This window comes from Geodermatophilus sp. URMC 61 (assembly GCF_052931555.1).
The window spans coordinates 2,183,264-2,209,304 of sequence record NZ_JBRFHZ010000002.1 but is presented as its reverse complement, the minus strand read 5'-3'; the positions used below and the strand labels follow the sequence as shown (position 1 = coordinate 2,209,304).

General features: G+C 74.8%; 22 protein-coding genes. 10 read left to right on the top strand and 12 right to left on the bottom strand.

Annotation, left to right across the window (positions count from 1 at the left end; all coding sequences use genetic code 11):
* Window positions 1-24: 24 nt before the first annotated feature.
* Together pntB and ACU610_RS10145 are read right to left on the bottom strand one after the other, a co-directional pair.
* A complete protein-coding gene (pntB, locus tag ACU610_RS10150; RefSeq protein WP_446767583.1) occupies window positions 25-1,431 on the bottom strand; it encodes a Re/Si-specific NAD(P)(+) transhydrogenase subunit beta in 1,407 nt (468 codons plus the stop codon).
* A 2-nt stretch (window positions 1,432-1,433) separates the two neighbouring features.
* Window positions 1,434-2,987: a Re/Si-specific NAD(P)(+) transhydrogenase subunit alpha gene (locus ACU610_RS10145; protein WP_446767582.1), complete on the bottom strand. Its 1,554-nt coding sequence runs from the start codon at window positions 2,985-2,987 to the stop codon at window positions 1,434-1,436.
* Window positions 2,988-3,338: 351 nt separating this feature from the next.
* Between ACU610_RS10145 and ACU610_RS10140 the strand changes: the two genes are divergently transcribed.
* Both ACU610_RS10140 and ACU610_RS10135 read left to right on the top strand, forming a co-directional pair.
* Window positions 3,339-5,402 carry a putative bifunctional diguanylate cyclase/phosphodiesterase gene (locus ACU610_RS10140; protein WP_446767581.1) on the top strand — a complete coding sequence of 688 codons (2,064 nt, stop codon included), beginning with the start codon at window positions 3,339-3,341 and terminating at the stop codon, window positions 5,400-5,402.
* Window positions 5,399-6,250 (top strand): HDOD domain-containing protein, encoded by an 852-nt coding sequence (locus ACU610_RS10135; RefSeq protein ID WP_446767580.1) that lies wholly within the window; start codon window positions 5,399-5,401, stop codon window positions 6,248-6,250. Before ACU610_RS10140 ends, ACU610_RS10135 begins: the two co-directional genes overlap by 4 nt.
* A gap of 4 nt (window positions 6,251-6,254) precedes the next feature.
* Here ACU610_RS10135 and ACU610_RS10130 read toward each other — a convergent pair whose 3' ends face one another.
* The 4 genes from ACU610_RS10130 to ACU610_RS10115 all read right to left on the bottom strand — a co-directional run bounded on the left by ACU610_RS10130 (window position 6,255) and on the right by ACU610_RS10115 (window position 11,431).
* Entirely contained in the window at window positions 6,255-7,142 is an 888-nt protein-coding gene (locus ACU610_RS10130) for an NmrA family NAD(P)-binding protein (protein ID WP_446767579.1), read from the bottom strand.
* A 153-nt stretch (window positions 7,143-7,295) separates the two neighbouring features.
* A complete protein-coding gene (locus ACU610_RS10125) occupies window positions 7,296-8,447 on the bottom strand; it encodes an acyl-CoA dehydrogenase family protein (RefSeq protein ID WP_446767578.1) in 1,152 nt (383 codons plus the stop codon).
* 7 nt (window positions 8,448-8,454) lie between these two features.
* Window positions 8,455-9,630 carry an acyl-CoA dehydrogenase family protein gene (locus ACU610_RS10120; RefSeq protein WP_446767577.1) on the bottom strand — a complete coding sequence of 392 codons (1,176 nt, stop codon included), beginning with the start codon at window positions 9,628-9,630 and terminating at the stop codon, window positions 8,455-8,457.
* A 157-nt stretch (window positions 9,631-9,787) separates the two neighbouring features.
* A complete protein-coding gene (locus ACU610_RS10115) occupies window positions 9,788-11,431 on the bottom strand; it encodes a carboxylesterase/lipase family protein (protein WP_446767576.1) in 1,644 nt (547 codons plus the stop codon).
* 168 nt (window positions 11,432-11,599) lie between these two features.
* On the opposite strand from ACU610_RS10115, the gene ACU610_RS10110 reads away from it, so the two are divergent.
* Window positions 11,600-12,424: a hypothetical protein gene (locus tag ACU610_RS10110; RefSeq protein WP_446767575.1), complete on the top strand. Its 825-nt coding sequence runs from the start codon at window positions 11,600-11,602 to the stop codon at window positions 12,422-12,424.
* A gap of 118 nt (window positions 12,425-12,542) precedes the next feature.
* Window positions 12,543-12,854 carry a hypothetical protein gene (locus ACU610_RS10105; RefSeq protein ID WP_446767574.1) on the top strand — a complete coding sequence of 104 codons (312 nt, stop codon included), beginning with the start codon at window positions 12,543-12,545 and terminating at the stop codon, window positions 12,852-12,854.
* A 127-nt stretch (window positions 12,855-12,981) separates the two neighbouring features.
* Here ACU610_RS10105 and ACU610_RS10100 read toward each other — a convergent pair whose 3' ends face one another.
* Together ACU610_RS10100 and ACU610_RS10095 are read right to left on the bottom strand one after the other, a co-directional pair.
* Entirely contained in the window at window positions 12,982-14,151 is a 1,170-nt protein-coding gene (locus tag ACU610_RS10100) for a 4-hydroxybenzoate 3-monooxygenase (RefSeq protein WP_446767573.1), read from the bottom strand.
* Between the two features lie 50 nt (window positions 14,152-14,201).
* A complete protein-coding gene (locus ACU610_RS10095; RefSeq protein WP_446767572.1) occupies window positions 14,202-14,978 on the bottom strand; it encodes an IclR family transcriptional regulator in 777 nt (258 codons plus the stop codon).
* Window positions 14,979-15,047: 69 nt separating this feature from the next.
* On the opposite strand from ACU610_RS10095, the gene pcaH reads away from it, so the two are divergent.
* From pcaH to pcaC, 5 genes are all read left to right on the top strand, one after another.
* Entirely contained in the window at window positions 15,048-15,794 is a 747-nt protein-coding gene (gene pcaH, locus ACU610_RS10090) for a protocatechuate 3,4-dioxygenase subunit beta (protein ID WP_446767571.1), read from the top strand.
* A gap of 79 nt (window positions 15,795-15,873) precedes the next feature.
* On the top strand, window positions 15,874-16,437 hold the full coding sequence (gene pcaG, locus ACU610_RS10085; protein WP_446767570.1) for a protocatechuate 3,4-dioxygenase subunit alpha: 564 nt from the start codon (window positions 15,874-15,876) through the stop codon (window positions 16,435-16,437).
* Window positions 16,434-17,759 (top strand): 3-carboxy-cis,cis-muconate cycloisomerase, encoded by a 1,326-nt coding sequence (pcaB, locus tag ACU610_RS10080; protein ID WP_446767569.1) that lies wholly within the window; start codon window positions 16,434-16,436, stop codon window positions 17,757-17,759. Before pcaG ends, pcaB begins: the two co-directional genes overlap by 4 nt.
* Complete coding sequence (gene pcaD, locus ACU610_RS10075) at window positions 17,756-18,535, top strand: 3-oxoadipate enol-lactonase (protein WP_446767568.1); 780 nt, start codon at window positions 17,756-17,758, stop codon at window positions 18,533-18,535. Before pcaB ends, pcaD begins: the two co-directional genes overlap by 4 nt.
* Entirely contained in the window at window positions 18,532-18,921 is a 390-nt protein-coding gene (pcaC, locus tag ACU610_RS10070; RefSeq protein WP_446767567.1) for a 4-carboxymuconolactone decarboxylase, read from the top strand. The genes pcaD and pcaC overlap by 4 nt, the downstream gene beginning before the upstream one ends.
* Window positions 18,922-19,062: 141 nt before the next feature.
* Here the strand turns inward: pcaC and pgi are convergent, their stop codons facing one another.
* A complete protein-coding gene (gene pgi, locus ACU610_RS10065; protein ID WP_446767566.1) occupies window positions 19,063-20,688 on the bottom strand; it encodes a glucose-6-phosphate isomerase in 1,626 nt (541 codons plus the stop codon).
* Between the two features lie 118 nt (window positions 20,689-20,806).
* Here pgi and ACU610_RS10060 point away from each other — a divergent pair, with 118 nt between their 5' ends.
* Window positions 20,807-22,267, top strand: a complete 1,461-nt coding sequence (locus ACU610_RS10060) for a benzaldehyde dehydrogenase (protein ID WP_446767565.1) — start codon at window positions 20,807-20,809, stop codon at window positions 22,265-22,267.
* Window positions 22,268-22,598: 331 nt separating this feature from the next.
* On the opposite strand, the gene ACU610_RS10055 is transcribed toward ACU610_RS10060, so the two are convergent.
* From ACU610_RS10055 to ACU610_RS10045, 3 genes are all read right to left on the bottom strand, one after another.
* Window positions 22,599-23,507, bottom strand: a complete 909-nt coding sequence (locus ACU610_RS10055; protein ID WP_446767564.1) for a methyltransferase domain-containing protein — start codon at window positions 23,505-23,507, stop codon at window positions 22,599-22,601.
* Between the two features lie 144 nt (window positions 23,508-23,651).
* Entirely contained in the window at window positions 23,652-24,899 is a 1,248-nt protein-coding gene (locus ACU610_RS10050) for an MFS transporter (protein ID WP_446767563.1), read from the bottom strand.
* A gap of 197 nt (window positions 24,900-25,096) precedes the next feature.
* Window positions 25,097-25,774 (bottom strand): ANTAR domain-containing protein, encoded by a 678-nt coding sequence (locus ACU610_RS10045; RefSeq protein WP_446767562.1) that lies wholly within the window; start codon window positions 25,772-25,774, stop codon window positions 25,097-25,099.
* Window positions 25,775-26,041 lie beyond the last annotated feature (267 nt).

Here is a 26,041-nt window from a genome sequence, read left to right as displayed (position 1 = left end):
GACCCGGGCCGCCCCCGCAAACCGTCAGAGCGCCTTGAGGATGTCCTCCACCCGCTCGCGGGCGTCGCCGAAGAGCATCCGGGTGTTCTCCCGGAAGAAGAGCGGGTTCTGCACGCCGGCGTAGCCGGTGCTCATCGACCGCTTGAAGACGACGACGTGCTCGGCCTCCCACACCTGCAGCACCGGCATGCCGGCGATCGGGCTGCCCGGGTCCTCGAGCGCGGCAGGGTTGACCGTGTCGTTCGCGCCGATGACCAGGACGACGTCCGTCTTGGCGAGGTCGTCGTTGATCTCGTCCATCTCCAGGACGATGTCGTAGGGCACCTTGGCCTCGGCGAGCAGCACGTTCATGTGCCCGGGCAGCCGGCCGGCGACCGGGTGGATGCCGAAGCGCACCTGCACGCCCTTCTCGGTGAGCGTGCGGGTGAGCTCGGCGACCGGGTACTGCGCGTGGGCCACCGCCATGCCGTAGCCGGGCGTGATGACCACCGACTCGGCGTCGCGCAGGAGCTCGGCCACCTCCTCGGCGGTGGTCTCGGTGTGCTCGCCGTCCGCGGTGCCGGAGGCGGTGCTGCCCTCGTTGCCGAAGCCGCCGGCGATGACCGACAGGAAGGAGCGGTTCATCGCCTTGCACATGATGTAGCTGAGGTAGGCACCCGAGGAGCCGACCAGCGCGCCGGTGATGATGAGCAGGTCGTTGTCGAGCAGGAAGCCCGAGGCCGCGGCCGCCCAGCCCGAGTAGCTGTTGAGCATCGAGACGACGACCGGCATGTCGCCGCCGCCGATCGAGGCGACCAGGTGCCAGCCCAGCGCCAGCGCGAGCACCGTGACCGCGGCCAGCACCCCGAGGGACGGTGAGACGACGAAGACGACGGTCAGCACGGCGAAGGCGACCAGCGCGCCGAGGTTGAGCCCGTTGCGGCCCGGCAGCATGAGCGGGTTGCTCTTGATCCGCGCCGAGAGCTTGAGGAAGGCCACGATCGAGCCGGTGAGGGTGACCGCGCCGATGAAGACGCCGATCACCACCTCCGCGGAGTGGATGCCGAGCAGGTCGGCCGGCACCTCGGTCTGCTCCCCGGCGTTCGCCTCGACGGAGAGGTAGCCGTTCCACCCGACCAGGACGGCCGCCAGGCCGACGAAGCTGTGCAGCAGCGCGATCAGCTCGGGCATGCCGGTCATCTCGACCCGGCGGGCCCGCCACAGGCCGATCGCCGCGCCACCGGCCATGGCGGCGACGATCAGCCCGACCGCGGCGGCCTCGATGTTGCGGGCGGCCAGCCCGATGGTGGCAGCCAGGGCGATGGCCATGCCGGCGATGCCGAAGGCGTTGCCCGACTTGGCGGTCTCGTGCCGGGACAGGCCGGCGAGGCTGAGGACGAACAGCAGTCCGGCGACGACGTAGGCGCCGGCAGCGGCCGAAGTGAGAGTCATCGTCAGCTCCTCGTGAACATGCCGAGCATGCGGCGGGTCACGGCGAAGCCGCCGAAGACGTTGATGCTGGCCACGAGCACGGCGACCGTGGCCAGCACGGTGACCAGGACGCTGGTGTGGCCGAGCTGCAGCAGGGCGCCGACCACGATGATCCCGGAGATGGCGTTGGTGACGCTCATCAGCGGCGTGTGCAGCGCGTGGTGCACGTTGCCGATGACGTAGAACCCCACGACGACCGCCAGCGCGAACACCGTCAGGTTGCCGATCAGCTGGCTCGGCGAGAACGCCGCGGCCAGGAACAGCAGCAGTGCCGCGACGCCGACGACGGCCGCGGTCCGGGCGGGGGAGCGCGGCGCTCTCGGGGCGGGTGGGGGCGGGGCCGGGCGAGGGGCCGGTGTCTGGGCCGGCGCCGCGGACACCTGCACCGGTGGTGGGGGCCAGAGCAGCTCGCCGTCCCGCACCACCGTCATCGACCGCTGGACGACGTCGTCGAGGTCGACCACCAGCCGCCCGTCCTTGCCGGGGGTCAACAGCTTGACCAGGTTGACCAGGTTCGTGCCGAACAGCTGCGAGGCCTGGCCGGGCAGCCGGCCGGGCAGGTCGGTGTAGCCGATGATCGTGACGCCGTTCGGGGTGACGACGACCTCGTCGGGCACGGACCCGGCCACGTTCCCGCCCTGCGCGGCGGCCATGTCCACGATGACGCTGCCCGGCCGCATGCTGGCGACCATCTCCTCGGTGATCAGCCGGGGCGCGGGGCGGCCGGGGATCAGCGCGGTGGTGATGACGATGTCGACCTCGCGGACCTGCTCGGCGTACATCTGCGCGGCCCGCCGGTCGTAGTCCTCGCTGGTCACGGTCGCGTAGCCGGTGCCGCCGCCCTGCTGCTCCGTGTCGTCGGAGGGCGAGGCCGGCACCCCGACGTACTCCCCGCCCATCGAGGCGATCTGCTCGGCCACCTCGGGGCGCACGTCGGTGGCCCGCACGACCGCGCCCAGGCTGCTGGCCGCGCCGATCGCGGCCAGCCCGGCGACGCCCGCGCCGACGACGAGCACCGTCGCGGGAGGCACCTTGCCGGCCGCGGTGACCTGGCCGGTGAAGGAGCGGCCGAAGGCGTGCGCGGCCTCGATCACCGCCCGGTAGCCGGCGATGTTGGCCATCGAGCTGAGCACGTCCAGCGACTGCGCGCGGCTGATCCGCGGAACGGCGTCCATCGCCAGTGCGGTGATCGGCCGGGCCGCCAGGTCGCTGAGCAGGTCGGGGTCGAGCGCGGGTGCCAGGGTGCTGACCAGCACCGCACCCTTGCGCAGCCGCCGGACCTCCTCGGGCGTCGGCTTGGCCACGTGCAGGACGACGTCGGCGCTCCAGGCATCGTGCGCCGTCCCCACCCGGGCGCCGGCCTCGCGGTAGCCGTCGTCGGGGAAGCTGGCCGCCGACCCCGCTCCGGTCTCGACGACGACGTCGTAGCCCAGCACGGTCAGCTGGCGCACGGTGGTCGGCGTCGCCGCCACGCGTGTCTCGCCGGGGCGGGTCTCCCGAGGGACTCCGATGAGCACGTCCGGTTCCTCCTGCACGGGTCGGGTAGCCGCCCATCCTCGGCGACGGGGCCGGGAACGGTGCGGTCCGGTACAGCGGTGGCACCCGCCGGCGGACGGGCAGTCCGGGACGGCGTGCACTGGTGGCGCAGCCGGGGAGATCATGCCGAACCCCCGGGCTCCTCCGTGAGTGGGCTGCGTCACCCTCCGCAGCGAGGGTCCCGCCCGGTCCGCGCGTCCGGGTCCGGAGCTCCCCCACCCGGGTGAGGACCTCCGTCCCTGGGTGGCACCGCACCCCCCGGTGACGTACTCCTCTCCAGGACGGACGAGCGGCACGGACGCCGATCGCCGTGGCTCCGCAGGGGAGGGCGTGTGTCAGCGACGGCCGTGACCGCCGAACCGCTGGTGCCACCGGAGATCGTCTCGTCGGTCTTCCACGGGGCCGCCGTGAGCGACACGCTCGTGCTCCTCGTCGCCGAGGTGGTCGGCGGGACGCCCCGCACCACCTGGGGCAACGAGGGTGCCACGCAGCTGCTGGGCTACGGGCTGGACGACCTGCGGTCGTTGCCGGTCTCCGCGCTGCTGCCGACGCTGCGTGGGAGCGAGGTCCGGCTGCTACTGCGCCGGGAGCGCAGCGTGCGGATGACCCTGCCGGTGCGCACCGCCAGCGGCGACCGGGTCGAGGCGGAGGTGCTGTGCACGCCGACGCCCGGCGGCCGGACGTGGACGCTGCGGCTGGTCCCCGTCGACGACGACTCCCGGCGGGCCCTGCGGGCCACCGCCGACGCCCACGAGCAGCGCTTCGCCACGCTGACCGAGCGCTCCCCGGTGCCCACGCTGCTGTCCGAGCAGGGCATGCGCCTGGCACACGTCAACGACGCGTTCTGCAGCCTGGTCGGGCTGCCGGCCGAGCAGCTGCTGGGCACCGGGTGGATGGCCACGGTGCACCCCGACGACCTCGACGCCGTCGTCGAGCAGGTCATCGCCGTCCTCGGCGGGGGGAACGGGGAGACCACGGCGCGGCTGCTCCGGACCGACGGCACCGAGCGGACGACGGTCCTCCGCTTGTCGCACCTGTTCACCCCCAGGGTCGGCGCGGGCTTCGTCGGGACCATCGAGGACATCACCGAGCGGCTGGCCCTCGAGGCCCGCCTGGCGCACCAGGCCCACCACGACCCGCTCACCGGACTGCCCGACCGCATCCTGCTCGCCGAGCACGTGGCCGAGCGGTTCCGGCCGGGCGGCAGGGGGCTGGCCTGCCTGTTCCTCGACCTGGACGACTTCACGGTCGTCAACGACTCCCTCGGCCACGCCGCCGGTGACGAGCTGCTCGTGGAGGTCGCCGCCCGGCTGCGCGCCACGGTGCGCCCTGGCGACCTGGTCGCCCGCTCCGGCGGTGACGAGTTCGTCGTGGTCTGCGAGGACCTCGACGCGGACGACGCGGTGAGGCTGGCCGAGCGGATCGGTGCCGCGCTCGCGCAGCCGGTGCACCTCGGCGGGGTCGACGTCCGCCCGCACGCCAGCGTCGGCGTGTCCGTGCAGACCGCCGAGCACGGCGCGGGCGAGGACTTGATCCGCGACTGCGACACCGCGGTGTACCAGGCCAAGGCCGGCGGCAAGGGCCGCATCACGGTGCTCGACCAGCGGGCCCGGGCCGAGGCCCGGGACAGGCTGCGGCTGGTGGCCGAGCTGCGCGGGGCGATCGAGCGGCGGGAGATCACGCTGCTCTACCAGCCGATCGTCCGCGCCACCGACGGCGCCCCGGTCGCCGTGCAGTCGCTGGCCCGCTGGCACCACCCGGTGCGCGGCCCGGTCAGCCCGGCGGTGTTCGTCGCGCTGGCCGAGGAGAGCGGGCTGATCGGCGGGCTGGGCCTGCTGGTGCTCGACGAGACCTGCCGCCAGCTGGCCGAGTGGGACCGCGTGCTGGGCCCCGCCGCCCCGCAGCGGGCCGACGTCAACGTGCCGGCACTGCAGCTCGACGAGCACCTGCACGGCCACGTGGTCGCCGCGCTGGAGCGGCACGGGCTGCGCCCCTCGCGACTGTCGATCGAGCTTCCCGAGTCGGCGCTGGTGCAGGACCCGACGTCGGCGCGCGAGGTGCTCGTGCAGCTGCGCGACCTCGGCGTCTCGCTGGCCATCGACGGCTTCGGCACCGGCTGGTCCTCGCTGGCCCACCTCCGCAGCCTGCCGGTCGACGTCCTGAAGGTGGACCGCTCGTTCGTCGCCGAGCTGGCCGACGGGCACCCCGAGATCGCCTCGGCGGTCATCGCGCTGGCCCGCAGCCTGGACCTGGAGACCGTCGCGGAGGGCGTGGCGTCCGAGGAGCAGGTCGCGCAGCTGGCCGACCTCGGCGCCGGCTTCCTGCAGGGTCCCGGCCTCGCCCGGCCGATGAGCGGTTCCCGCACCGCCGCCTGGTTCGCCGCGCACGCCCGATGACCGTCACCGTCCTGCCGGGGGCGCCCGCGCCCGCGACCCTGGCCGCCGCGCCGACCTTCGACCTCGAGGCCGTGCTGGCCGGCATCGACACGATGGCCACGCAGAAGCCGGTCGCGGCCCACGTGGTGTCGATCGCCGACTCAGAGGACACCGACGCCCGCGGGCTGGCCCGGGTCCTCGCCTCCGACGTCGCGCTGGCCGGCCGGGTCCTGAAGCTGGCCAACTCCGCCTACTTCGGCATGCGGGGCCGGGTCACCTCGCTGCCGTTCGCCGTGACCGTCGTCGGCTTCCGCACCGTGCGCACCGTGGCCACCGTCGCGCTGACCGACCTGGACGACGAGTCGCGGCTGCCCGAGGACTTCTGGCGGAGGAACACCACCGTCGCGCTGGCCGCCGCCGCGCTGGCTCCGCGGTTCGGCGAGCGCCCGCAGGACGCGCTCTGCCTGGGGCTGCTCGCGCCCCTGGGTGTCGCGCTGCTGCACCACGACGACGCCGAGGGCTACGCCGAGCTGGTGGCCGCCGAGCCGACCGCCGTCGGGCGCCGGGCGGCCGAGGTGCGCCGCTACGGCATCCACGCCTTCCGGCTCACCGCGGTGGCGCTCGAGCAGTGGGGCTTCCCGCCGAGCATGGTCACCCCGCTGGGGGCGGTGGGCGACGTCGGCAACCGGGACGGCGCGCTGCTGCGGGCGGCGCTGGAGGTCGGTGCCCGGCTGACCGTCGGGGACCACGTGTCCGTGCCGGTCGAGGAGCTCACCGGCGGACGGCTGGGCGAGGACGCCGTCGTCCCCGTGCTGGACCGGGTGCGCGCCGAGGCCGACGAGCTGCGCCTGGCGATGCTCGGGGGGTGACGGCTCACTCGACCCGCCCCTCGTGCAGCAGCGGGCGCAGGTGCTGGTGCACCCAGGAGGCGAGGGTCGTCGGTGTCGTGGTGAGCACGGTGCGCGGGTCCTCGGGGACGAAGTCGTCGCGGACCCCGCTCGACATGCCGACGAAGCCCTCGACCTGCGCGTCGGTCATGCCGGCCGACCGCAGCTGCGCGCGCAGGTCCTCGTCGCTGACGCGGACCGCCGTCACCCGCCGGCCGGTGGAGGCACTGACGACCTCGGCCACCTGCAGCGGGGTGAGGTCCTCGGGGCCGTGGACGGCCTGCACCTGGCGACCGGACCAGGCCGTGGACAGCAGGCGGGCGGCCGCGACGTCGCCGACGTCCCGGGGGTCGACCCACGGCAGCGGCCGGTCGAGCGGCATCGTCGTGGTCAGCGTCCCCTGCCGCAGCTCCGCCAGGTTCCCCAGCAGGTTGGTGGCGAAGTACCCGCACCGCAGGTGCAGGACGGTGGCACCCGTGGCGTCCAGCTGCGTCTCCACCCGGGCGAGCCCGTCGATCATCCCCACGCCGGTCCGCTTCTCGGCCCCCACGCTGCTCTGGAAGACCGTGCGGGGGATCCGGTTCTCCGTGACCGCCCGCGCGGCCACGGCGCCCAGACGGGCGGAGGCGGCGACCGGGTCGTCCTCGCCCGTCGGCGGGTCGACCCAGTAGAGGGCGTCGGCTCCCCTCGTCGCCCGGACGACCGCGTCGCCGTCCCGCTGGTCGGCGACCACCAGCTCGCACCGGTCCCGCACGTCGGGGTCCAGCCGGCCGGGGTGGCGGAGCAGCAGGACCGGCGTTCCGCCTGCCTGGAGCAGCAGCCGCACCACGCGGGACCCGACGTTGCCGGTGGGGGTGGTGACGACGATCCGCACGGCAGCTCTCCTCGGGTCGGGACCCGATCCCACCACCGGCCACCGACGGGCCGTGGGCCGAGCGGTCGCCGCCGCGGACGACCGCGGCCGGCGCCCCCACGCGGGGACGCCGGCCGCGGTGCCGGCTGCCTGGTGCCGGCTGCCTGGTGCCGGTTAGGCGGTGTAGGGCGCGCCCAGCGGGTCGACGGTCTCGTGCCCGGTCACGTCCGCGGCGAGACGGGACAGCGCCCAGTCGCCGTCGCCGAGCACGTGGTCGATGGCGGTGAGCCGGCTGGTGTGGTGGCCGACCGTGTACTCGGCGGTCACGCCGATCCCGCCGTGCAGCTGGATCGCCTCCTTGCCGATGTGCCGGCCGGCGCGGCTGGTCTGCAGCCGGGCGCGGTCGGCGGCGGTGACGACGTCCCCGCCGGCGTCGGCCACCATCGACGCCCACAGCGCGGTGCTGCGGGCCAGCTCGAGCGAGACGTACATGTCCGCGGCGCGGAAGGTCAGCGCCTGGAACCGGTTGAGCGTCACGCCGAACTGCTTGCGGGTCTTGAGGTACTCGGCGGTGGTGCGCAGCGCCGTGTCCATCGAGCCGATGGCCTCGTGGGCGTAGGCGATGCGCGCCTCGGCGAGCACCCGCTCGATCTGCGCGGTGCGGTCCGCAGCGTCCTCGCCGAGCAGCTCGGCCGGGGTGCCGTCGAAGCGCACGTTGGCCGCGCGGCCCCCGTCGTGGGTGCGGTAGCCGGTGCGGGTCAGGCCGGAGGCGTCGCCGCGCACGAGGAACAGCGCCGTCCCGCCGTCGACGACCGCGGAGACCATGAGGACGTCGGCGCGGGCCCCGTTCAGGACCGGCTCCTTGACGCCGGTGAGGGTCCACGAGTCGCCGTCCCGCGTGGCGGTGACGGCCGCGGCCGACGGGCTCCAGCGGGTGCCGGGCTCGGCGTGCGCGGCGGCGGCCAGCGTCGTCCCGTCGGCGATGCCGGCCAGGATCTCGGCCTTCTGTGCGTCGGTGCCCGCGGCGGCGACCAGCCCGCCGGCGAGGACGACCGCCTCGACGTACGGCTCGGGCGCGAGCACCCGGCCGATCTCCTCGGCGACGATCGCCACCTCGATCGGCCCGGCGCCCATGCCGCCGTGCTCCTCGGCGAAGGGCAGCCCCAGCAGGCCCATCTCGGCCAGCCGCGACCAGGTCTTCTCGTCGAAGCCCGGGTCGGTGGCGGTCACCCGGCGGCGCTGCTCGCTGTCGCCGTAGGCGCGCTCCAGCAGACCGCGTACGGCCTCCCGGAGGTCGTTCTGCTCACTGTCGAAGGTGAAGTCCACGGTTGCCTCAGAGCCCCAGGATCGTGCCGGCGATGATGGTGCGCTGCACCTCGTTGGAGCCTCCGTAGATGGAGACCTTGCGGTAGTTGAGGTACTCCGGCGTGGCCACGCGGGCCCAGTCCGGGACCTCGGAGCCGCCGTCGGCGAACGAGGACAGCGACAGCGGACCGGCGATGTCGACGATCAGCTCGGTGATGTCCTGCTGCAGCTCCGACCCGCGCAGCTTGAGCACCGACGAGGCCGGGTGCGGCTTGCCGTCGGCGGAGTGTGCGACGACGCGCAGCGCGGTCAGCTCGAGGGCGAGCAGCTCGTTCTCCAGCTCGGCGATGCGGTCGGCCGTGCGCGGGTCCTCGGTCAGCGGGCGGCCGCCGACGGTGACCTGCTGCGCGCAGGACTTCGCCTGGGCCAGCAGGCGCTTGGAGGAGCCGATGCGGGCGATGCCGACGCGCTCGTTGCCCAGCAGGAACTTGGCGTAGTCCCAGCCGCGGTTCTCCTCGCCGATGAGGTTCTCGGCGGGGACGCGGACGTCCTCGAAGAAGACCTCGTTGACCTCGTGGCCGCCGTCGATCAGCTGGATCGGCCGCAGCGTGACGCCGGGGGTGTCCATCGGGAAGACCAGCAGCGAGATGCCGCGCTGCTTCTTCTCCGCGGTCGGGTCGGTGCGCACCAGGCAGAAGATCCAGTCGGCGTGCTGGCCGAGCGTCGTCCAGGTCTTCTGGCCGTTGACGACCCAGTCGTCGCCGTCGCGGACGGCGGTGGTGCGCAGGCTGGCCAGGTCGGAGCCGGCGTCGGGCTCGGAGAAGCCCTGGCACCACCAGATGTCGATGTTCGCCGTCGCCGGCAGGAAGCGCTTCTTCTGCTCCTGGCTGCCGAAGGCCGCGATGACCGGGCCGATCATGCTGGCGTTGAAGGGCAGCGGCTCGGGGACGCAGGCCAGCTGCATCTCCTCGCGCCAGATGTGCAGCTGCAGCGGCGTCCAGCCCCTGCCGCCCCACTCCACCGGCCAGTGCGGCACGGCCAGGCCGGCGGCGTTGAGCGTCCGCATGGCCTCGACGTACTGCTCCTTGGACAGGTCCCGGCGGGCCGCGACGGTGTCACGGATCTCCTGGGGCACCTGGGTGGTGAAGAACGTCCGCATCTCCTCCCGGAAGGCCTCCAGCTCCGGGGACAGTTGCAACCGCATCGGGCCTCTCTCCTGACGGCGACCATGCCGTCTCGCAGGGTGGGAGACCGACTTTCCCACACTTCCTACCGGCGGGTAGCACCGGTGGGTACGGCGTGGCGGCCGCGTGCCAGCAGTGCCGACCACCGTCCCGTCCGGGGCGACGTGCGGCCGCGGGTCAGGCCCCCGCCAACGAGGCCCAGAAGGCGCAGTGGGACTCGGCAGCGACGTCCACCGGTCCGATCCCGCCGGCGGAGGCGAGGTCGAGGCCCTGCACGTCCCCGCTGTCGCGGTAGCGGTGCCACCCGGGGGTACCGCGCCCGTTGGGGTCGCCGGTCGCGGCGAAGGTGGTCCAGTAGCGGACCATCGTCGCCGACAGCTCCTGCTGTTCCGGGGTCAGCGGCGCGCCGAACAGGCCCGGGAACAGGTACGGCAGCTCGGTGCCGTGCTGGGCGTCCCCCGGATAGCCCGGGAACGGGAAGTCGATCAGCGGGGACGCCGTCCGGTCGCGGAACTGGTAGGCGTACACCGGCGTCGACCCCGGGACCGCCGACAGGGCCTCGTGGGCGTCGACGTGCGCACAGATGGACAGCATGGTCGGGGTGCCCGCGTCGCTGTCCACCGCCGCCAGTGCCCGCAGCGGCGAGGGGTACGCGTCGGCCGGGTAGCGGGCGAGGACCTCGCCGGCCCGATCGCCGTAGCGCGCCGTCAGCTCCGCCGCGTACTCCTCCGCCGTGAGTGACGAGGACGGCGGGGCGCCGGTCGAGACCAGGGGCAGGAGCGGGGTGAACAGCGTGTTCTCGTCGCGGGTGTTCCCGTGCACGACCGGCACCCGCGCGCGCTCGCCCGCGGCGAAGGCGTCCGCCGGCTGGACCGGCAGGGCCGAACCGCCGACGACGAAGGCGTCGCCCGGCCAGGCGCGCAGCAGCTCCTCCACACCCACCTGCCGCAGGCAGGCCGCCACGTCGGTCCCCCCGGCGCAGCCGACCGCAGCCGCGACCTGGTCGCCCGTGGCCTCGGCGGTGGCAAGGTCGTCGTAGCGCGCGGTGCAGCTGAAGCTCTGCGCGATCGCGCGGTCGAACAGCCCGCGCGCCGTCGGTGAGGCCAGCTGCACGCAGACGGAGGAGCCGCCGGCGGACTCGCCGAACACCGTCACGGTGCGCGGATCGCCCCCGAAGGCGGCGATGTTGCGCTCCACCCAGCGCAGCGCGGCCTGCTGGTCGAGCAGCGCGGCGCTGCCCGAGGCTAGGTCGCCGTTCTGGGCGGACAGGTCCCGCTGCGCCAGGAAGCCCAGCGGCCCGAGCCGGTAGTTGATCGTGACAACCACCACGTCGCCGTCGACGGCGAGCCGGCGTGCGTCGAACGGCCAGCCGGCGCCGCCGACGAAGCCGCCGCCGTGGATCCACACCATGACGGGCAGGTCCCCGCTCCGGCCCTCCAGGCCGGCCGGTGTCGTGACGTTCAGGGACAGGCAGTCCTCGTCCGTCGACGCGAACGGGTTGAACTCGTCCTGCAGCTGGGGGCAGGGGCTGCCCGGCGCGGTGGCACCGCGGACGCCGTCCCACGGCTCGACCGGCGCCGGCGGCCGGAACCGGAGGTCGCCGACCGGCGGGGCGGCGAACGGGATGCCCTGGAAAAGGCGGTGGTCCTCCGCCAGCGCGCCCCGCACGGCGCCGTCCTCGGTGTGCACGACGAGCGGGGGCTCACCGTCCGGGGCGGCTCCGGGGGCGGCGAGGGCCGGCCCGCCGCCGGCCACGAGGGCGGCACCGAGACCGAGGGAGAGGAGTGCCCGGCCGAGCGGCCGGGGGAGGGAGGGTCGCACGGGACCTCCAGGGACTGGTCGGCCCGCCGCGCAGCCGTGAGCCGTGTCACGGCGGTCTGACGCAGGGTAGGGGGGCGACGGCCGGTGCAGGGCGGGGAGACGCGTGCCGGCCCACCCGGAGCCGGGTCCCACGCGTGTCGGTCACGTCGTGCGGGCACGCTCGTGGGCGTGTTCGACGTGGACTGGATGGGTCAGCTCAGCCGGGAGGTGCTGCGGGAGCGGCTGCCCGCGCTGATCGCCGAGACCTGCGCGTGGACCGTCGGGATGTCCGACCGGCCGCACCACGAGCGGCGCCGGGGCCGGCTGGGCGAGACCGGAGGGACCATCGGCGACCGCATCGCCCGGGGGCAGGCGGTGTCCGGCGAGGAGGACGGCCGGCTCGACCTCGGCGACGCCCGGCCGGGCAGCTTCCGCGACGTGCTCAACGCGGTGGACGCCACCGGGGTCCTCTATGCCGACCGGTTCGACCGCGAGGTGCTCGAGCCGTTCGTGCTGGCCACCTGCGTGCTGGCCGCCGAGCGGGCGCGGGCCACCCGGCGGGCGGAGTGGGCCGAGCTGCTCGACGACCTCGGGGAGGACGGCCGCGACCTGGTGGGCGTGGTGCGGGCGGGGGAGTGGGAGGCGTCGCTGCGCACCGAGGCCGAGCACCTGGTGCTGGCCGCGCTGGCCGACGTCCCGCTGCTGGAGGTGGAGGCCGAGGGGCTGCCGTTGTCGCTGGTGCGGGCGGCCGAGGCGCTGACGCGGGAGGCCGCCGCCCCGCCGCCGTCCGCGTCACCCGGGGAGGACTCGGCCGCCTCGGGGGCGGTCTTCCTGGCCCGGGCCGCGCTCGCGGACCTCGACGAGCCGGTGCCGCCGTCGCAGGCCGATCGGGTGCTCACCGCGCTGCTGGCCGAGGGCATCGAGCCCGAGGAGCTGCCCGCCGTCCTGCCGCACCTGCCGCTGGCGCCGGGCACCGCGGAGGCAGTGCTGACCCTGCTCGACGCCGGCCGCTGACCGCCCCCCAGGTCCGCGCGGGCGTCGCTGGACACCGCCCTCGCGCCGGGGTGCCCCCGTCCGTCACGATGGGCGCCGGCGGTGGTCCAGGGCGGGAGCCCGGTGGACGGAGGACGTGATGACAGGACAGCAGCCGGTCGAGCCGGACGCGATCATCGACAGGGACGGAGCCGCGGTCCCGGGCCCGCGAGGTCACGGCGTGGTGCCGCAGCCGCTCCCCGCACTGATACCGGCACTCGCGCGCGTGGCGTTCGCCGGGCCGCTGCTCACCGCGTCGGCGGTCGCGCTCACCGCGGCCGCCGCCGCCAAGGCGGTCGAGGTGGCCGGCCGGATGGCCCGGCAGCACGTGGGTGCCGATGCGGTGCGGCAGGTACTCCCCGGCGGGCTCGAGGTCACCTGGACCAGGGTCGAGATCCGTTGGCCGCTCTGAGCGTCGCCGCATCCCTCGGCCCGGCGCGACGGAGCTGACCCGGCCGGAGGCATAGGAGGCAATGCCTACGTCCTGGGCCCGTGGAACGTATGCATAGCCTCCTATGCCTCAGGCGTGGGGCCGCGGATCAGAGGTCGAGCGGGAGACCCGTGTAGTTCTCGGCGAGCTCCCGCGCCGCGGTCTCCGACGAGCAGACCCGGCGCAGCTGGGACAGCTGCAGCTGGGCGTCGAAGTCGTCGCCGGAGCGGTGCAGCATCGACGTCATCCACCAGGAGAAGTGCGTGCACCGCCAGACGCGCGCCAGCGCCCGGTCGGAATAGGAGTCGACCAGGTCGGTCTCCTTCTCCTGCAGCAGCCGCACCAGGGCCTGGGCCAGCAGGGTGACGTCGGCGACGGCGAGGTTGAGACCCTTCGCGCCGGTCGGCGGGACGATGTGCCCGGCGTCCCCGGCGAGGAAGAGCCGGCCGCGGCGCATCGGGGCGCTGACGAACGAGCGCATCGGCAGGATCGACTTCTCCGTCACCGGCCCGCGGTTGACCGACCAGCCCCCGAGCGCCATGCGGGTGTCCAGCGCGTCCCAGATCCGCTCGTCCGACCAGTCCTCGATCCGCTCCGACGGGTCGACCTGCAGGTAGAGCCGGGACACCCTCGGTGAGCGCATCGAGTACAGCGCGAAGCCCTCGGGGTGCCAGGCGTAGATCAGCTCGTCGGTCGCCGGCGCGGCGTCGGCCAGGATGCCCAGCCACGCGTAGGGGTAGGTGCGCTCCCACAGCCGCCCGCCGGCCTCCTGCACGACCGGCCGCGAGACGCCGTGGAAGCCGTCGGTGCCGGCGATGACGTCGCACTCGAGCACCTGGGCGACGCCGTCCGCGTCGGTGAACCGGATCCGCGGGCTGTCGCCGTCGACGTCCTCGGGGTGGACGTCGGAGACCTCGAACAGCAGCGGCGGGCCGCCGTCCAGCTGCGCGGCGATGAGGTCCTTGGTGACCTCGGTCTGCCCGTAGACCCACACGGTGCGCCCGCACAGCTCCCGGAAGTCCAGCGTGTGCCGGGTGCCCGGATACTGCAGGTGGATGCCGGAGTGCTCCAGCCCCTCCCGGTGCAGCCGGTCGCCGACGCCGGCCGCGGTCAGCGTGTCGACGGTGTGCTGCTCGAGGATGCCGGCGCGGATCCGCGCCTCCACGTAGTCCCGCGACCGGTTCTCCAGGACGACGGAGTCGATGCCCTGCAGGGCGAGCAGCCGCGACAGGAGCAGGCCGGCCGGGCCGGCCCCGATGATCCCCACCTGAGTGCGCACGGGCCGAGTGTGACCGCGGCAACGCCGGCGTGGGAACCACCGGCTCCCGCTCAGTGGAAGGACTGCGCCCGCGCCAGCTCCCGCCCGATGCCCCGCGCGGCCACCTGGAGGACGGGCACCAGCCGCAGCAGGTCGCGCCGGTGGCTGGGGACGACGATGCCCAGCGCGGCGACGACCGCCGGGCCGGAGGGCCGGTCCACGTACACCGGGACGGCGACCGACAGCGTGCCCAGCGACATCTCCTCGGCGGTCCGGGCGTACCCGCGGCGACGCACCTCGGCGATCTCCCGGCGCAGCCGCCCGGGGTCCACGATGGTGTGCCGGGTCTCGCGGGTCGGCGCGCGCAGCACCGCCTCGGCGACGTCGTCCGGTGCGGCGGCCAGCAGCACCTTGCCCACCCCGGTGGCGTGCAGCGGCAACCGGCTGCCGACCTGGCTGACCACCGGCACGGACTCACGCCCGGAGACCCGCTCGACGTAGAGGGCGCTGTGGCCCTCGCGGACGGCGAGGTGGACGGTGTCGCGGGTCGCGGTGTGCACGTCGAGCAGGAACGGCGCGGCGACCTGGCGCAGCTCCAGCTGCACCGGCGCGAGCAGCCCGAGGTCCCACAGCCGGCGGCCGATCTCGTAGCGGCCGTCGGGCCGGCGGGCCAGCGCGCCCCAGGCGGTGAGCTCACCGAGCAGCCGGTGGGTGGTCGACAACGGCGTCCCGGAGCGCTCGGCGATCTCCGAGAGCGTGAGCCGCGGTGCCGAGCTGTCGAAGGCGCCGAGCACGTCGAGGGCGCGCGCGGTCACCGACCGCCCCGCCGTCGTCCGGCCGCCGGCCACGGCTCTCCCTTCCGCTGGCCGGAAGGCCAGGCTTGGGCAGGGTAGCCCCGCGGCCCTACGGTCCAGGACATGACCGGGACCACATCCGGCAGCCGGCTCGACCTGCCGCGCTACGCGCGCACGGACGCCGCGCTGCGGACGCCGCTGAGCTACCCCGACTACCGGAGCACCGCGTTGCGGGCGCCGCTGCGCACACCGGTCGACCTGCCGCACCGCCTCACCGAGGTCACCGGGCCGCTGCTGGGCGAGGACCGGGTCCGGCCGGAGGACGCCGACCTGACCAGGCGACTCGGCGGCGAGGCCGTGGGTCAGCGGATCATCGTCCACGGCCGGGTGCTGGACGGCGGTGGCCGCCCGGTGCCGAACACGCTCGTGGAGGTCTGGCAGGCGAACGCCGCGGGGCGCTACCGGCACGTGGTCGACAACTGGCCGGCGCCGCTGGACCCGCACTTCGACGGGCTGGGCCGGGTCATGACCGACGACCAGGGCCGCTACGAGTTCCTGACGATCCGGCCGGGCGCCTACCCGTGGCGCAACCACGACAACGCCTGGCGGCCGGCGCACATCCACTTCTCGCTGTTCGGCCGGGCGTTCACCCAGCGTCTGGTCACCCAGATGTACTTCCCGGACGACCCTCTCTTCTTCCAGGACCCGATCTTCAACTCCATCCCCGAGGCGGCCCGGCCGCTGGCGATCAGCCGGTTCGACTACGAGCGCACCGTCGACCACTGGGCGCTGGCGTTCGAGTGGGACATCGTGCTGCGCGGCGCGGACCAGACGCCGTTCGAGACCGACGACGACGGGGACATCGCGTGATGACGGTCGAGGGAGCATCGCAGCGAGGAACGAGCGAGGAGCGGACCGGGTCCGGAACCGCGCGGGGAGGCATCGCGTGATGAGCCGGCTGCAGACCACCCCCAGCGCGACCGTCGGCCCGTACCTCGCGATCGGCCTGACCTGGGAGGGCGGTGAGTTCGCCGTCCCGCCGGAGACCCCGGGCGCGATCTGGCTGCGCGGCACGGTGTTCGACGGCAACGGCGACCCGGTGGCCGACGCGATGGTCGAGACCTGGCAGGCCGACCCCGACGGCCGGTTCGACCACCCCGACGACCCGCGCGGCGCCTCCCGGTACCCCGGCTTCACCGGGTTCGGCCGCGCGCAGACGGTCCCCGACGGCGACTACGCCATCTGCACGCTCAAGCCCGGCCGGGTCCCCGACGGGCAGGGCGGCCTGCAGGCCCCGCACGTCGACGTCTCGCTGTTCGCCCGCGGGCTGCTCGACCGGGTGGTCACCCGCATCTACTTCGCCGACGAGGCCGCGGCCAACGCCGAGGACGCCGTCCTGCAGGGCCTGCCGGAGGACCGCCGGCAGACGCTGCTCGCGACCCCGACCGACGACGGCTATCGCCTGGACCTGTACCTGCAGGGCGAGCGGGAGACGGTGTTCTTCGCCGTATGACGCTGCTCTCCGGGACCTTCGCCCGCGGCGGGGCCGCGGCCGCCGTCTCCGACGACGCCTGGTTCCGGGCGTTGCTCGCCGTCGAGGCCGCCCTGGCCCGGGCCGCGGCCCGCACCGGGCTGGTGCCCACCACCGCGGCCGACGCGGTCACCGCCGCCTGCGCGCACCCCGAGCGGCTCGATCTGGCGACCGTGGTCGCCCGGGCGGCGGACGCCGGCAACCCGGTGCCGCCGCTGGTGCGGGTGCTGCAGGACGCGGTCGGTGCGCGCGACGCGGTCGCCGTCCACGTCGGGGCCACCAGCCAGGACGTCCTGGACACCGCGCTGCTGCTCATGGCGCGGAACGCGGTCGCCGCCGTCGACGCCGACCTGACCGCCGCCGCGGAGACCGTCGCCGGGCTGGCCCGCACTCACCGGGACGACGTCCTGGCCGGCCGCACGCTCCTGCAGCAGGCGCTGCCCACCACCTTCGGGCTCAAGGCCGCCGGCTGGCTGGCCGGGCTGGACGGCGCCCGGCTGCGGCTGGCCGAGGTGGTCGCCGAGCTGCCGGTGCAGTACGGCGGCGCCGTGGGCACGCTGGCCGCCAGCGGCGGGGCCGGCGTCGCGCTGCGGGCGGCGCTGGCCGAGGAGCTGCAGCTGACGAGCACCGCCGTCCCGTGGTTCACCTGCCGGCTGCCCGTGGCCGACCTGGCCGGGGCGCTGGGCGCCGCCGCGGGCGTGGTCGCCACGGTGGCCGTCGACGTCGTGCTGCTCGCCCAGACCGAGGTGGCCGAGGTGGCCGAGGTGGCCGAGGGGCGGGGCGGGTCGTCGGCGATGCCGCACAAGCGCAACCCGGTCGCCGCCGTCTCCGCCCGGGCCTGCGCCCGCCGCGCACCGGGACTGGTGGCCACGCTGCTCGCGGCGATGGAGCAGGAGCACGAGCGGGCCGCCGGCGCCTGGCACAGCGAGTGGCCGGCGCTGACCGAGCTGCTCACCACCGTCGGGTCGGCGGCGTCCTGGCTGGCCGAGAGCCTGCGCGGGCTGCGGCCGGACCCGGCCCGCATGGCGGCCACCGCGTCGGCGGCCGCCGAGGGCCCGCTGGCCGGCGCACTCGCCGAGGCGCTGGCGCCGACCCTCGGCAGGGGCGCGGCGCACGACGCCGCGGCCGCCGCCGTCCGCGAGGCTCGCGACAGCGGCCGGCCGCTGGCCGAGGTGGTCGCCGCCCGGACCGACGTCGACGTGCGTGCGGTGCTCGCCGCCGGTACACCCGACGTCGGGGAGGCCGGTGCCCAGGTGGACGCCGCGCTCGCCGAGCACGCCCGTCTGACCGAAGGGGTCCAGTGAGCAGCATCGAGGTCGCGTACACCGAGGATGGGCCGGCCGACGCGCCGGTCGTCGTCCTCTCCAACTCGCTCGGGGCCACCCGCGGCATGTGGGACCCGCAGGTCCCGGCGCTGGCCGAGCGGTACCGGGTGGTCACCTACGACACCCGCGGCCACGGCGACTCGCCGGCTCCGGCGGGGCCCTACACGCTCGACGACCTGGTGGACGACGTCGTCGCGCTGCTCGACGGGCTGGGTGTGCGGCGGGCGCACGTCGCGGGGCTGTCGCTGGGCGGGATGACGGCGATGCGGCTGGCCGCCCGCGAGCCCGACCGGGTCGGGCGGCTGGCCGTCCTGTGCTCCTCGGCCAAGACCGAGCCGCAGGGCTTCCTCGACCGGGCGGCCGCCGCCCGCGCCGACGGGACGCAGAGCATCGCGCCGGCCGTGGTGGCCCGCTGGCTGACGCCCGGGTACGCCGCCGCGCACCCCGAGCTGGTGGCCCGGCTGGAGGCCATGGTCGCCGCGGCGGACGACGAGGGCTACGCGGCGTGCGCCGAGGTCGTCGCCGCCATCGACCTGCGCGAGGACCTCGGCCGGATCACGGCGCCCACCCTCGTGGTGGCCGGCGCCGAGGACCCCGCGCTGCCGCCGGACCACCAGGAGGCGATCGCCGAGGGCATCGCCGGTGCCGAGCTGGTCACGGTCAGCCCGGCGGCGCACCTGGCCAACCTGGAGGCGACCCTGGAGGTCACGGGCGCGCTACTCGGCCACCTGGACGCCGCGGGCGGGCACGCGTGACCGACGACCAGGCGCGCCGGGACGCCGGCATGCGGACCCGGCGCGAGGTGCTCGGCGACGCCTGGGTCGACCGCGCCGTCGCGAACACCACGCCGTTCACGGCCGACTTCCAGGACTTCATCACCCGGGTCGCCTGGGGCGACGTGTGGCAGCGTCCCGGCCTGGCCCGCCGCGACCGCAGCCTGATGACGTTGTCGATCACGATCGCGCTGCGGCACTGGGACGAGTTCGCGCTGCACGTGCGCGCGGCGAAGAACAACGGCCTGTCCGAGGAGGAGATCGCCGAGGTCATCCAGCACGCCGCCGTCTACGCCGGGGTGCCCGCGGCCAACCACGCGTTCAAGGTCGCGGCCGGGGTCCTCGACGAGCTGCGCGGCCAGGACTGAGCCCGCCCGGCCGTCGCCGAGCACGGACCCGCCGCGAGCCCGCCCCGGGCGCGAGATCTGCACACTGGCGGCCTTCGAGCCCTCGAAGGCCGCCAGTGTGCAGATCTCGCGGGGACGAGTGGTGGGGGCAGGGGGTCCTTTTCAGGCAGGCCGGCCGCGCCCCTCCCGCAGCAGCCGGACCAGCGCGTTGGTGGAGGAGTCGGAGTCGTACTCCGGGGCCGCCTCGCTCTGCAGCTTCGGCGCCAGCTGGTTGGCCATGACCTTGCCCAGCTCCACGCCCCACTGGTCGAACGAGTTGATGCCCCACACGACGCCCTGGGTGAAGACCCGGTGCTCGTAGGCGGCGACCAGCTGCCCGAGCACCGACGGCGTCAGCTTGGGCGCCACGATCGCGTTGGACGGGTGGTTGCCCGGCATCACCTTGTGCGGGACGACGTCCGGCGCCGTCCCCTCGGCGGCGACCTCCTCGGCCGTGCGGCCGAAGGCCAGCGCGCGCGGCTGGGCGAGGAAGTTGGCCAGGAACAGGTCGTGCATCGCGTCCAGGTCGTGGTTGGGCTGGGCGAACCCGATGAAGTCGGCCGGGACGAGCAGCGTGCCCTGGTGCAGCAGCTGGTAGAAGGCGTGCTGGCCGTTGGTGCCCGGCTCGCCCCACACGATCTCCCCGGTGGCGACGTCGACCGGTGAGCCGTCGAGGGTGACCGACTTGCCGTTGGACTCCATGCACAGCTGCTGCAGGTAGGCAGGGAAGCGCGCCAGGTACTGCGAGTACGGGAGCACCGCCTGGCTCTGCGCACCGAAGAAGTCGACGTACCAGACCGAGATCAGCCCGAGCAGAGCCGGCAGGTTCTCCTCGTACGGTGCGGTGCGGAAGTGCTCGTCGACCGTGTGGAAGCCGTCGAGCAGCTCCCGGTACTGCTCCGGCCCGATCGCCACCATGAGCGAGAGCCCGATCGCCGACGTGAACGAGTAGCGGCCGCCGACCCAGTCCCAGAACCCGAACATGTTCTGGGTGTCGATGCCGAACTCGGCGACCTTCTCGGCGTTGGTGGAGACGGCGACGAAGTGCTGGGCGACGGCCTTCTCGTCGCCGCCGAGCCCCTCGACCAGCCAGCGGCGGGCCTCCTTGGCGTTGGTCAGCGTCTCCTGGGTGGTGAAGGTCTTGGACGCGACGATGAACAGGGTGCTCGCCGGGTCGAGGTCGCGAGTGGCCTCGGCGAGGTCCGTCGGGTCGATGTTGGAGACGAAGCGGAAGGCCAGCGACCGGTCGGAGTAGTCGCGCAGCGCCAGGTAGGCCATGGCCGGGCCGAGGTCCGAGCCGCCGATGCCGATGTTCACCACGGCCCGGATCCGCTCGCCGGTGTGCCCGGTCCACGCCCCGCTGCGCACCCGGTCGGCGAAGTCGGCCATCCGACCGAGGACCTCGTGCACCTCGGCGTTGACGTCGTGCCCGTCCACGACGAGGCCGCTGGTGCGCGGGTCGCGCAGCGCCACGTGCAGGACGGCGCGGTCCTCGGTGGTGTTGATGTGCTCCCCGCGGAACATCGCCTCGGTGCGCTCGCGCAGGCCCACCCGCTCGGCCAGCGCGGCCAGCAGCCGCACCGTCTCGCGGGTCAGCCGGTTCTTGGAGTAGTCGAGGTACAGGTCGCCGGCGGTGACGACCAGCTCGGTGCCCCGCTGCGGGTCCTCGGCGAACAGGTCGCGCAGGTGCCGGTCGCCCACCGCGCGGTGGTGCTCGGCCAGCGCCTGCCACTCCGCACTGTTCGGCATGCCCATGGACTCCTCCTGCTCCCGGCCGACGGATCGGCTGCTGACACACCTACCCTGCCGGGAGGCGGCCTCCGGGGCGACCCCGGGACGTGCCGCACCGGCGACGAGAGGGAGTGGCATGGCACTGCTGGACGACGGCGCGTGGCAGGGGAAGGTCTGGACCGGCGCCTGGACCGACGGGTCGGGCGGCACGTACGACGTGGTCGAGCCCGCGACCGGGGACGTCGTCGGCGCGGTCGGCCGGGCCACCCCCGAGGACGTCACCGCCGCGGCGGACCGGGCGGTCGAGGCCCAGCGGGCGTGGGCGGCGCTGCCGTTCGAGGACCGGGCACGGGTGCTGCGCCGCGCCGGTGAGGTGCTCGAGGCCCACGCCGACGAGATCAAGGGGTGGCTGGCGCGGGAGACCGGCGCGATCCAGCCCTTCGGCGACTTCCAGGTGCACACCACCGCCGCCGAGTGCTACGAGGCCTCGGCGCTGCCCAGCCACCCGTACGGCGAGCTGCTGCGCACCGGGTCGCCCCGGCTGTCCTTCGCCCGCCGGGTACCGGCCGGCGTGGTCGGCGTCATCGCGCCGTTCAACGTGCCGACCATCCTCGCCATCCGGGCGATCGCCCCGGCGCTGGCGCTCGGCAACGCCGTCGTCCTCAAGCCCGACCCGCGCACCGCCGTCTCCGGCGGCGTGCTCTTCGCCCGCGTCTTCGAGGAGGCCGGCCTGCCGGCCGGCGTGCTGCAGGTGCTGCCCGGCGGCGCGGACGTCGGCGAGGCGCTGGTGACCGCCCCGCCCGTGCGGGTGATCGCCTTCACCGGCTCCACCAGGGCCGGCCGCGCGGTCGGCGCGCTGGCCGGTCAGCACCTCAAGCGCGCGCACCTGGAGCTCGGCGGCAACTCCGCGCTCATCGTGCTGCCCGACGTCGACGTGACCGCGGCGGCCTCGGTGGGTGCGTGGGGCACCTTCGCCCACCAGGGCCAGATCTGCATGGCCACCAGCCGGCACCTGGTCCACGAGTCGATCGCCGAGGAGTACACCGCCGTCCTCACCGAGAAGGTCGAGAAGCTGCCGGTCGGCGACCCGTTCCGCGAGGAGGTGGCGCTGGGCCCGCTGATCGACGCCGGCCAGCGCGACCGGGTGCACGGCCTGGTCACGAGCAGTGTCGAGGGCGGGGCGACGCTGCGCACCGGCGGCACCTTCGAGGGGCTGCTGTACCGGCCCACCGTGCTCGGCGACGTCCCCGTCGAGGCGCCGGCCTACCGGGAGGAGATCTTCGGGCCGGTCGCCCCGGTGACCCCGTTCGCCAGCCTCGACCAGGTGGTGGAGCTGGCCCGCGGCACCGAGTACGGGCTCTCGCTGGGCATCCTCACCCGCGACGTCTACGCCGGCCTGCAGCTGGCCGAGCGGATCCCGTCGGGCCTGGTGCACATCAACGACCAGACCGTCAACGACGAGGCCGTGGCCCCCTTCGGCGGCGTCGGGTCGTCGGGCACCGGCTCTCGGCACGGCGGCCCGCAGGCCAACATCGAGGCGTTCACCGAGACCCAGTGGGTCACCCTGCGCGGTGACCTGCCCGCCTACCCGTTCTGATGCCCCGTCGGGCGACGCCCTGGAGGCGGTCCCAGGGGCAGGGCGCGTGTCATCGCCCCCACCCGCCACGCCTGGACCTGAGGGGGGCGGTTTCGCGTCCCGGCTCCTCGGCGCAGCTGCGCCCGACGGGGTGATCACCCGGTGGAGCCTGCGGACGTGGCTGCGCAGCTCGCGCGGAGCTCGGAAACGGGTCCACGTGCCTGCCCTCGGGCTCGGATCGGCGTGTCGCCCGGACCACGCCGATCCGAGCCCGAGGGCGATCGCGCCGAGGGCGGGATGGAACTCGACGACGGCCTGGACGCCTGCCCCTCACGGAGGGCGTGCGATGAGCTCAGGGACCCGGCGGGCCCTCGGGTGAGGAGAGGGACTTCCGGCCCCGGGCGAGGAAGAAGAGGTCGGGGATGACGAGCGTGTCGGGCTCGGTGAGGTGGGCCCGAGCCGATGCGTCCAGCTCCTCGAGCTCGCGTTCGGTCGCCAGGCCCAGGCCCAGGACCGGCGCGCGCAGGGAGCGGACCAGGTCGGCGAGGACGGTCCGCCGGGAGTGCCCCGGCGGGCACACGGGAGCCCGGACCTCCACCGTGACGTCGGTCAGCCCTGCCTGGCGGTACAGCTCGGCCAGCCGGCGGCCGAGGTGCGGATCGGCGCCTCGACGGGCCAACGCGCGCCTGAGCAGCTCGGAGAGTCGGTCGACGGCCGGGTGCGGCGGGTGGCAGACCGGGTGTTCGGCGTCGGGCTCCATACCGACCACCCAGCCGCCCGGCCGGGTGAGCCGCACCAGCTCGGTCAGCACGTCCGCGGGCTGCGGCAGACCGATCAGCAGGGTTCGGGCGTGGACCACGTCGAACGTGTCGGACGGCAGGCCGCTGTGCCGGGCGTCCGCACAGATCAGCTCCACGTTGTCCCAACCCCGCTCGGCGGCGAAGCGTGCGGCCAGCTCGAGCAGGGCCGGATCGGAGTCCAGCCCGACCACCCGCCCGGCGGGGCCGACGAACTCGACCAGCAGCTCGAGGATGCCGCGGGGACCGCAGCCGACGTCGATCGCCCGCTGTCCCGGTCCCAGTGCCGTCCGCTCGATCGAGTACCGGCTCTCCGGTGCCAGTTCCTCGGCCTGCCTCTGCAGCCGCGCGGTCTCCCCACAGCTCCGGCCGACGGCGAACGCGGTGTCGACGGCGGCGTGCGGCTGCCCGGACCCACCGCCTGACCAGGCCGTACCCGGTCCGGTGCCCACGAGCTCGGACATGGTGGCCTCCGGTGCGTGTCGGTGCGGGGCCGACGGGACGCCCGCACGCCTGGGAGTTCGGCACGCTCAGAGTGGACCGATCGCGTCACGCCGGCGTGACCGGCATCCCACGGCCTCGCCGCCCGGCCGACTGGGACGGAGTGGTCAGTGGCGGACCCCTGCAGTGCGGGTGGCGTCCGCCGGTGCCTCGGTCACCAGCTGCGGCCGGCCCGCGTACAGCCCGGCCGCGAGCTGGAGGACCTGCAGCACGGCGAGCAGGGCCAGGCCCGTCCGCCACCCACCGGTCGCGTCGTGCAGCAGGCCGACGGTCAGCGGGCCGGTCGCGGCCAGCAGGTACCCGACGCTCTGCGCGGCCGCCGACAGCCGGCCGGTCTGGGCGACATCCCGGGTGCGCACCAGCACCAGCGTCAGCGCCAGCGGGAACGCCGTCCCCGTGCCCAGGCCCCACAGCACCGCCCACACCGCCGGGGCGGCCGTGGGCGCGAGGAGCAGCCCGACGATCCCGGCCGCCGACAGCAGCGTCGCGCCGACGACCCACCCGACCTGGGACCGCGCCCGCGCCGCCAACGGCGGGACGACGAGCGCGCAGGGCGCACCGAACGCCGCCGCGACGGCGACCAGGGCACCGGCGCTCACCGCGGACGTGCCGGCGTCGTCCTCCAGGACGTCGGCCAGCCAGGTCAGCATCACGTAGAAGGCCAGCGACTGGAGGCCGAAGAAGACGGTCACCGCCAGCGCCACCCGGTCGCGGAGGACGGCGACCACCGGGGGCCGGGCCACCCGCCGGCCGGTCGCGGGCCCGCGGCGCCGGGCGAGCAGTGCCATCGCTGCGGCCGCGAGCAGCACCGGCGCGAGCCACAGGGTCAGCCCGGCGACCGCGCTGCCGGTCGCCGTGGTGAGGGGCTGGGCCAGGCCCGCCCCGAGGCTCGCGGAGAACCCCATCGAGGCGGTGGCCGCGCCCAGCACCGGTGCCGCGCGGTTCCCGTACGCGGCCCGGGCAGCCGCCGGGACCAGCACGTTGCCCACCGCGATGCCGGCCGACAGCAGCACGGTGCCGGCGAAGAGACCCCAGGTGCCGGCCGTGCGCAGGGCGATCCCGGCGGCGAGCACGGCCAGGCCGGCCAGGACGGCGCGGTGGACGCCGAGCCGCGCGGCCAGCGCGGGCGCGACGGGGGAGACCAGGCCGAAGCAGACCAGCGGGAGCGCGGGCAGCACCGACAGTCCGGCCTGCGGCACGGACTGCTCGGTGCCCAGCTCGCCCAGCACCGGCCCGACGGCGGAGAACGGCGCGCGCAGGCACAGGGCGGCCAGCACCAGGGCGGCAGCGGGCGCGAGCACCGCCCACCACCGCCGCGGGGAGCCGGTTCGGGTCGCCGGGTCGGCGGTCTGCACGCGCGTTCCTCCAGAGGGGTCGGGGACGGCCCATCGTCGCGCAGCGCCGGCCGGCCGCCCCCGGTGGTGGTCGGCCGCAGGTCAGGGCCCGGCAGCCGCGGGTGGTGGCGACTGGCGGGGGAAGGATGAGGGGATCCGTCCCTGCAGGCGGCCTCTGACGCGGCCCTCTGCACCGGGGCACGCCGCCCCGCCGGCGATCAGTGACCCGTCTCCCGGATCAGCTCCGGCGCTGGACCCGCCGCCCGCGGGAGCTCTCCGGTTCGCACGAGCTCGTCGGCGATGTCTCTGACCTTGGTGTTGGCGTTCACGGCCACCCTCGTCAGGACCTGGAACGCCTGGTCGGCGGTGAGCTCGTGGCGTTCCATGAGGATGCCCTTGGCTTGTTCGACGACCGCCCGGGACTCCACTCTGCGCTCGAGGTGGTCGGCCAGGTCGCGAGCTTCCTCGATGGCGTACATGTTCGCGGCGAAGACGGCGGCGTAGGCGGCGAAGCGGGTGGCCACCGACCGGCTGTCCTCGTCGAAGGCGTGGGGTTTGCGGGCGTAGACGTTCACCGCCCCGGCGATGCCCTCGCTGATCGGCAGCGGAACGGACAGCGAGCTGAGGACGCCGTGCTCGACGGCGTGCTCCATGTAGTCCCGCCACCGCCCCTCGGCCTGCGCGTCGGCGACCTCGACCTGCTCGCCCGTGCTGGCGGCGTGCAGACAGGGTCCGTAGCCGCGGCCGTACTGACTCTCGTCGCAGTCGAGGGCCAGCCGGCCGGTGAACACGGCCGTGCTGGACCTGTCGTTGATCAGCAGCGACACCGACGCCTCCGGATCGCCCGGCATGACCTCCTTGGCCAGGTCGGCCACTGACTGCAGCAGGGACCTCATGCAGTTCTCGCGAAGGGCGAGGCGGCCCAACCGCTCCAGGGCCTCGACCGGGTCGAGGGATCCCGATGGGTCGGTACTCGGCATTGGCGTCGACCTCCGGTCGTCCACCGGGAGAGGCGGAACGACCTCGGCTCCAGGACCCCGCAAGCCAGGTCCGGTGCTCGGGTACGCCGCCGGAGTGACGCACGAGGAGCGCGGGACCTGCCCGGCTCGGGTCAACGCTACCGCCCCCAGGGGACGGCGCGGCTCGATGGGAGGGCGGACGGC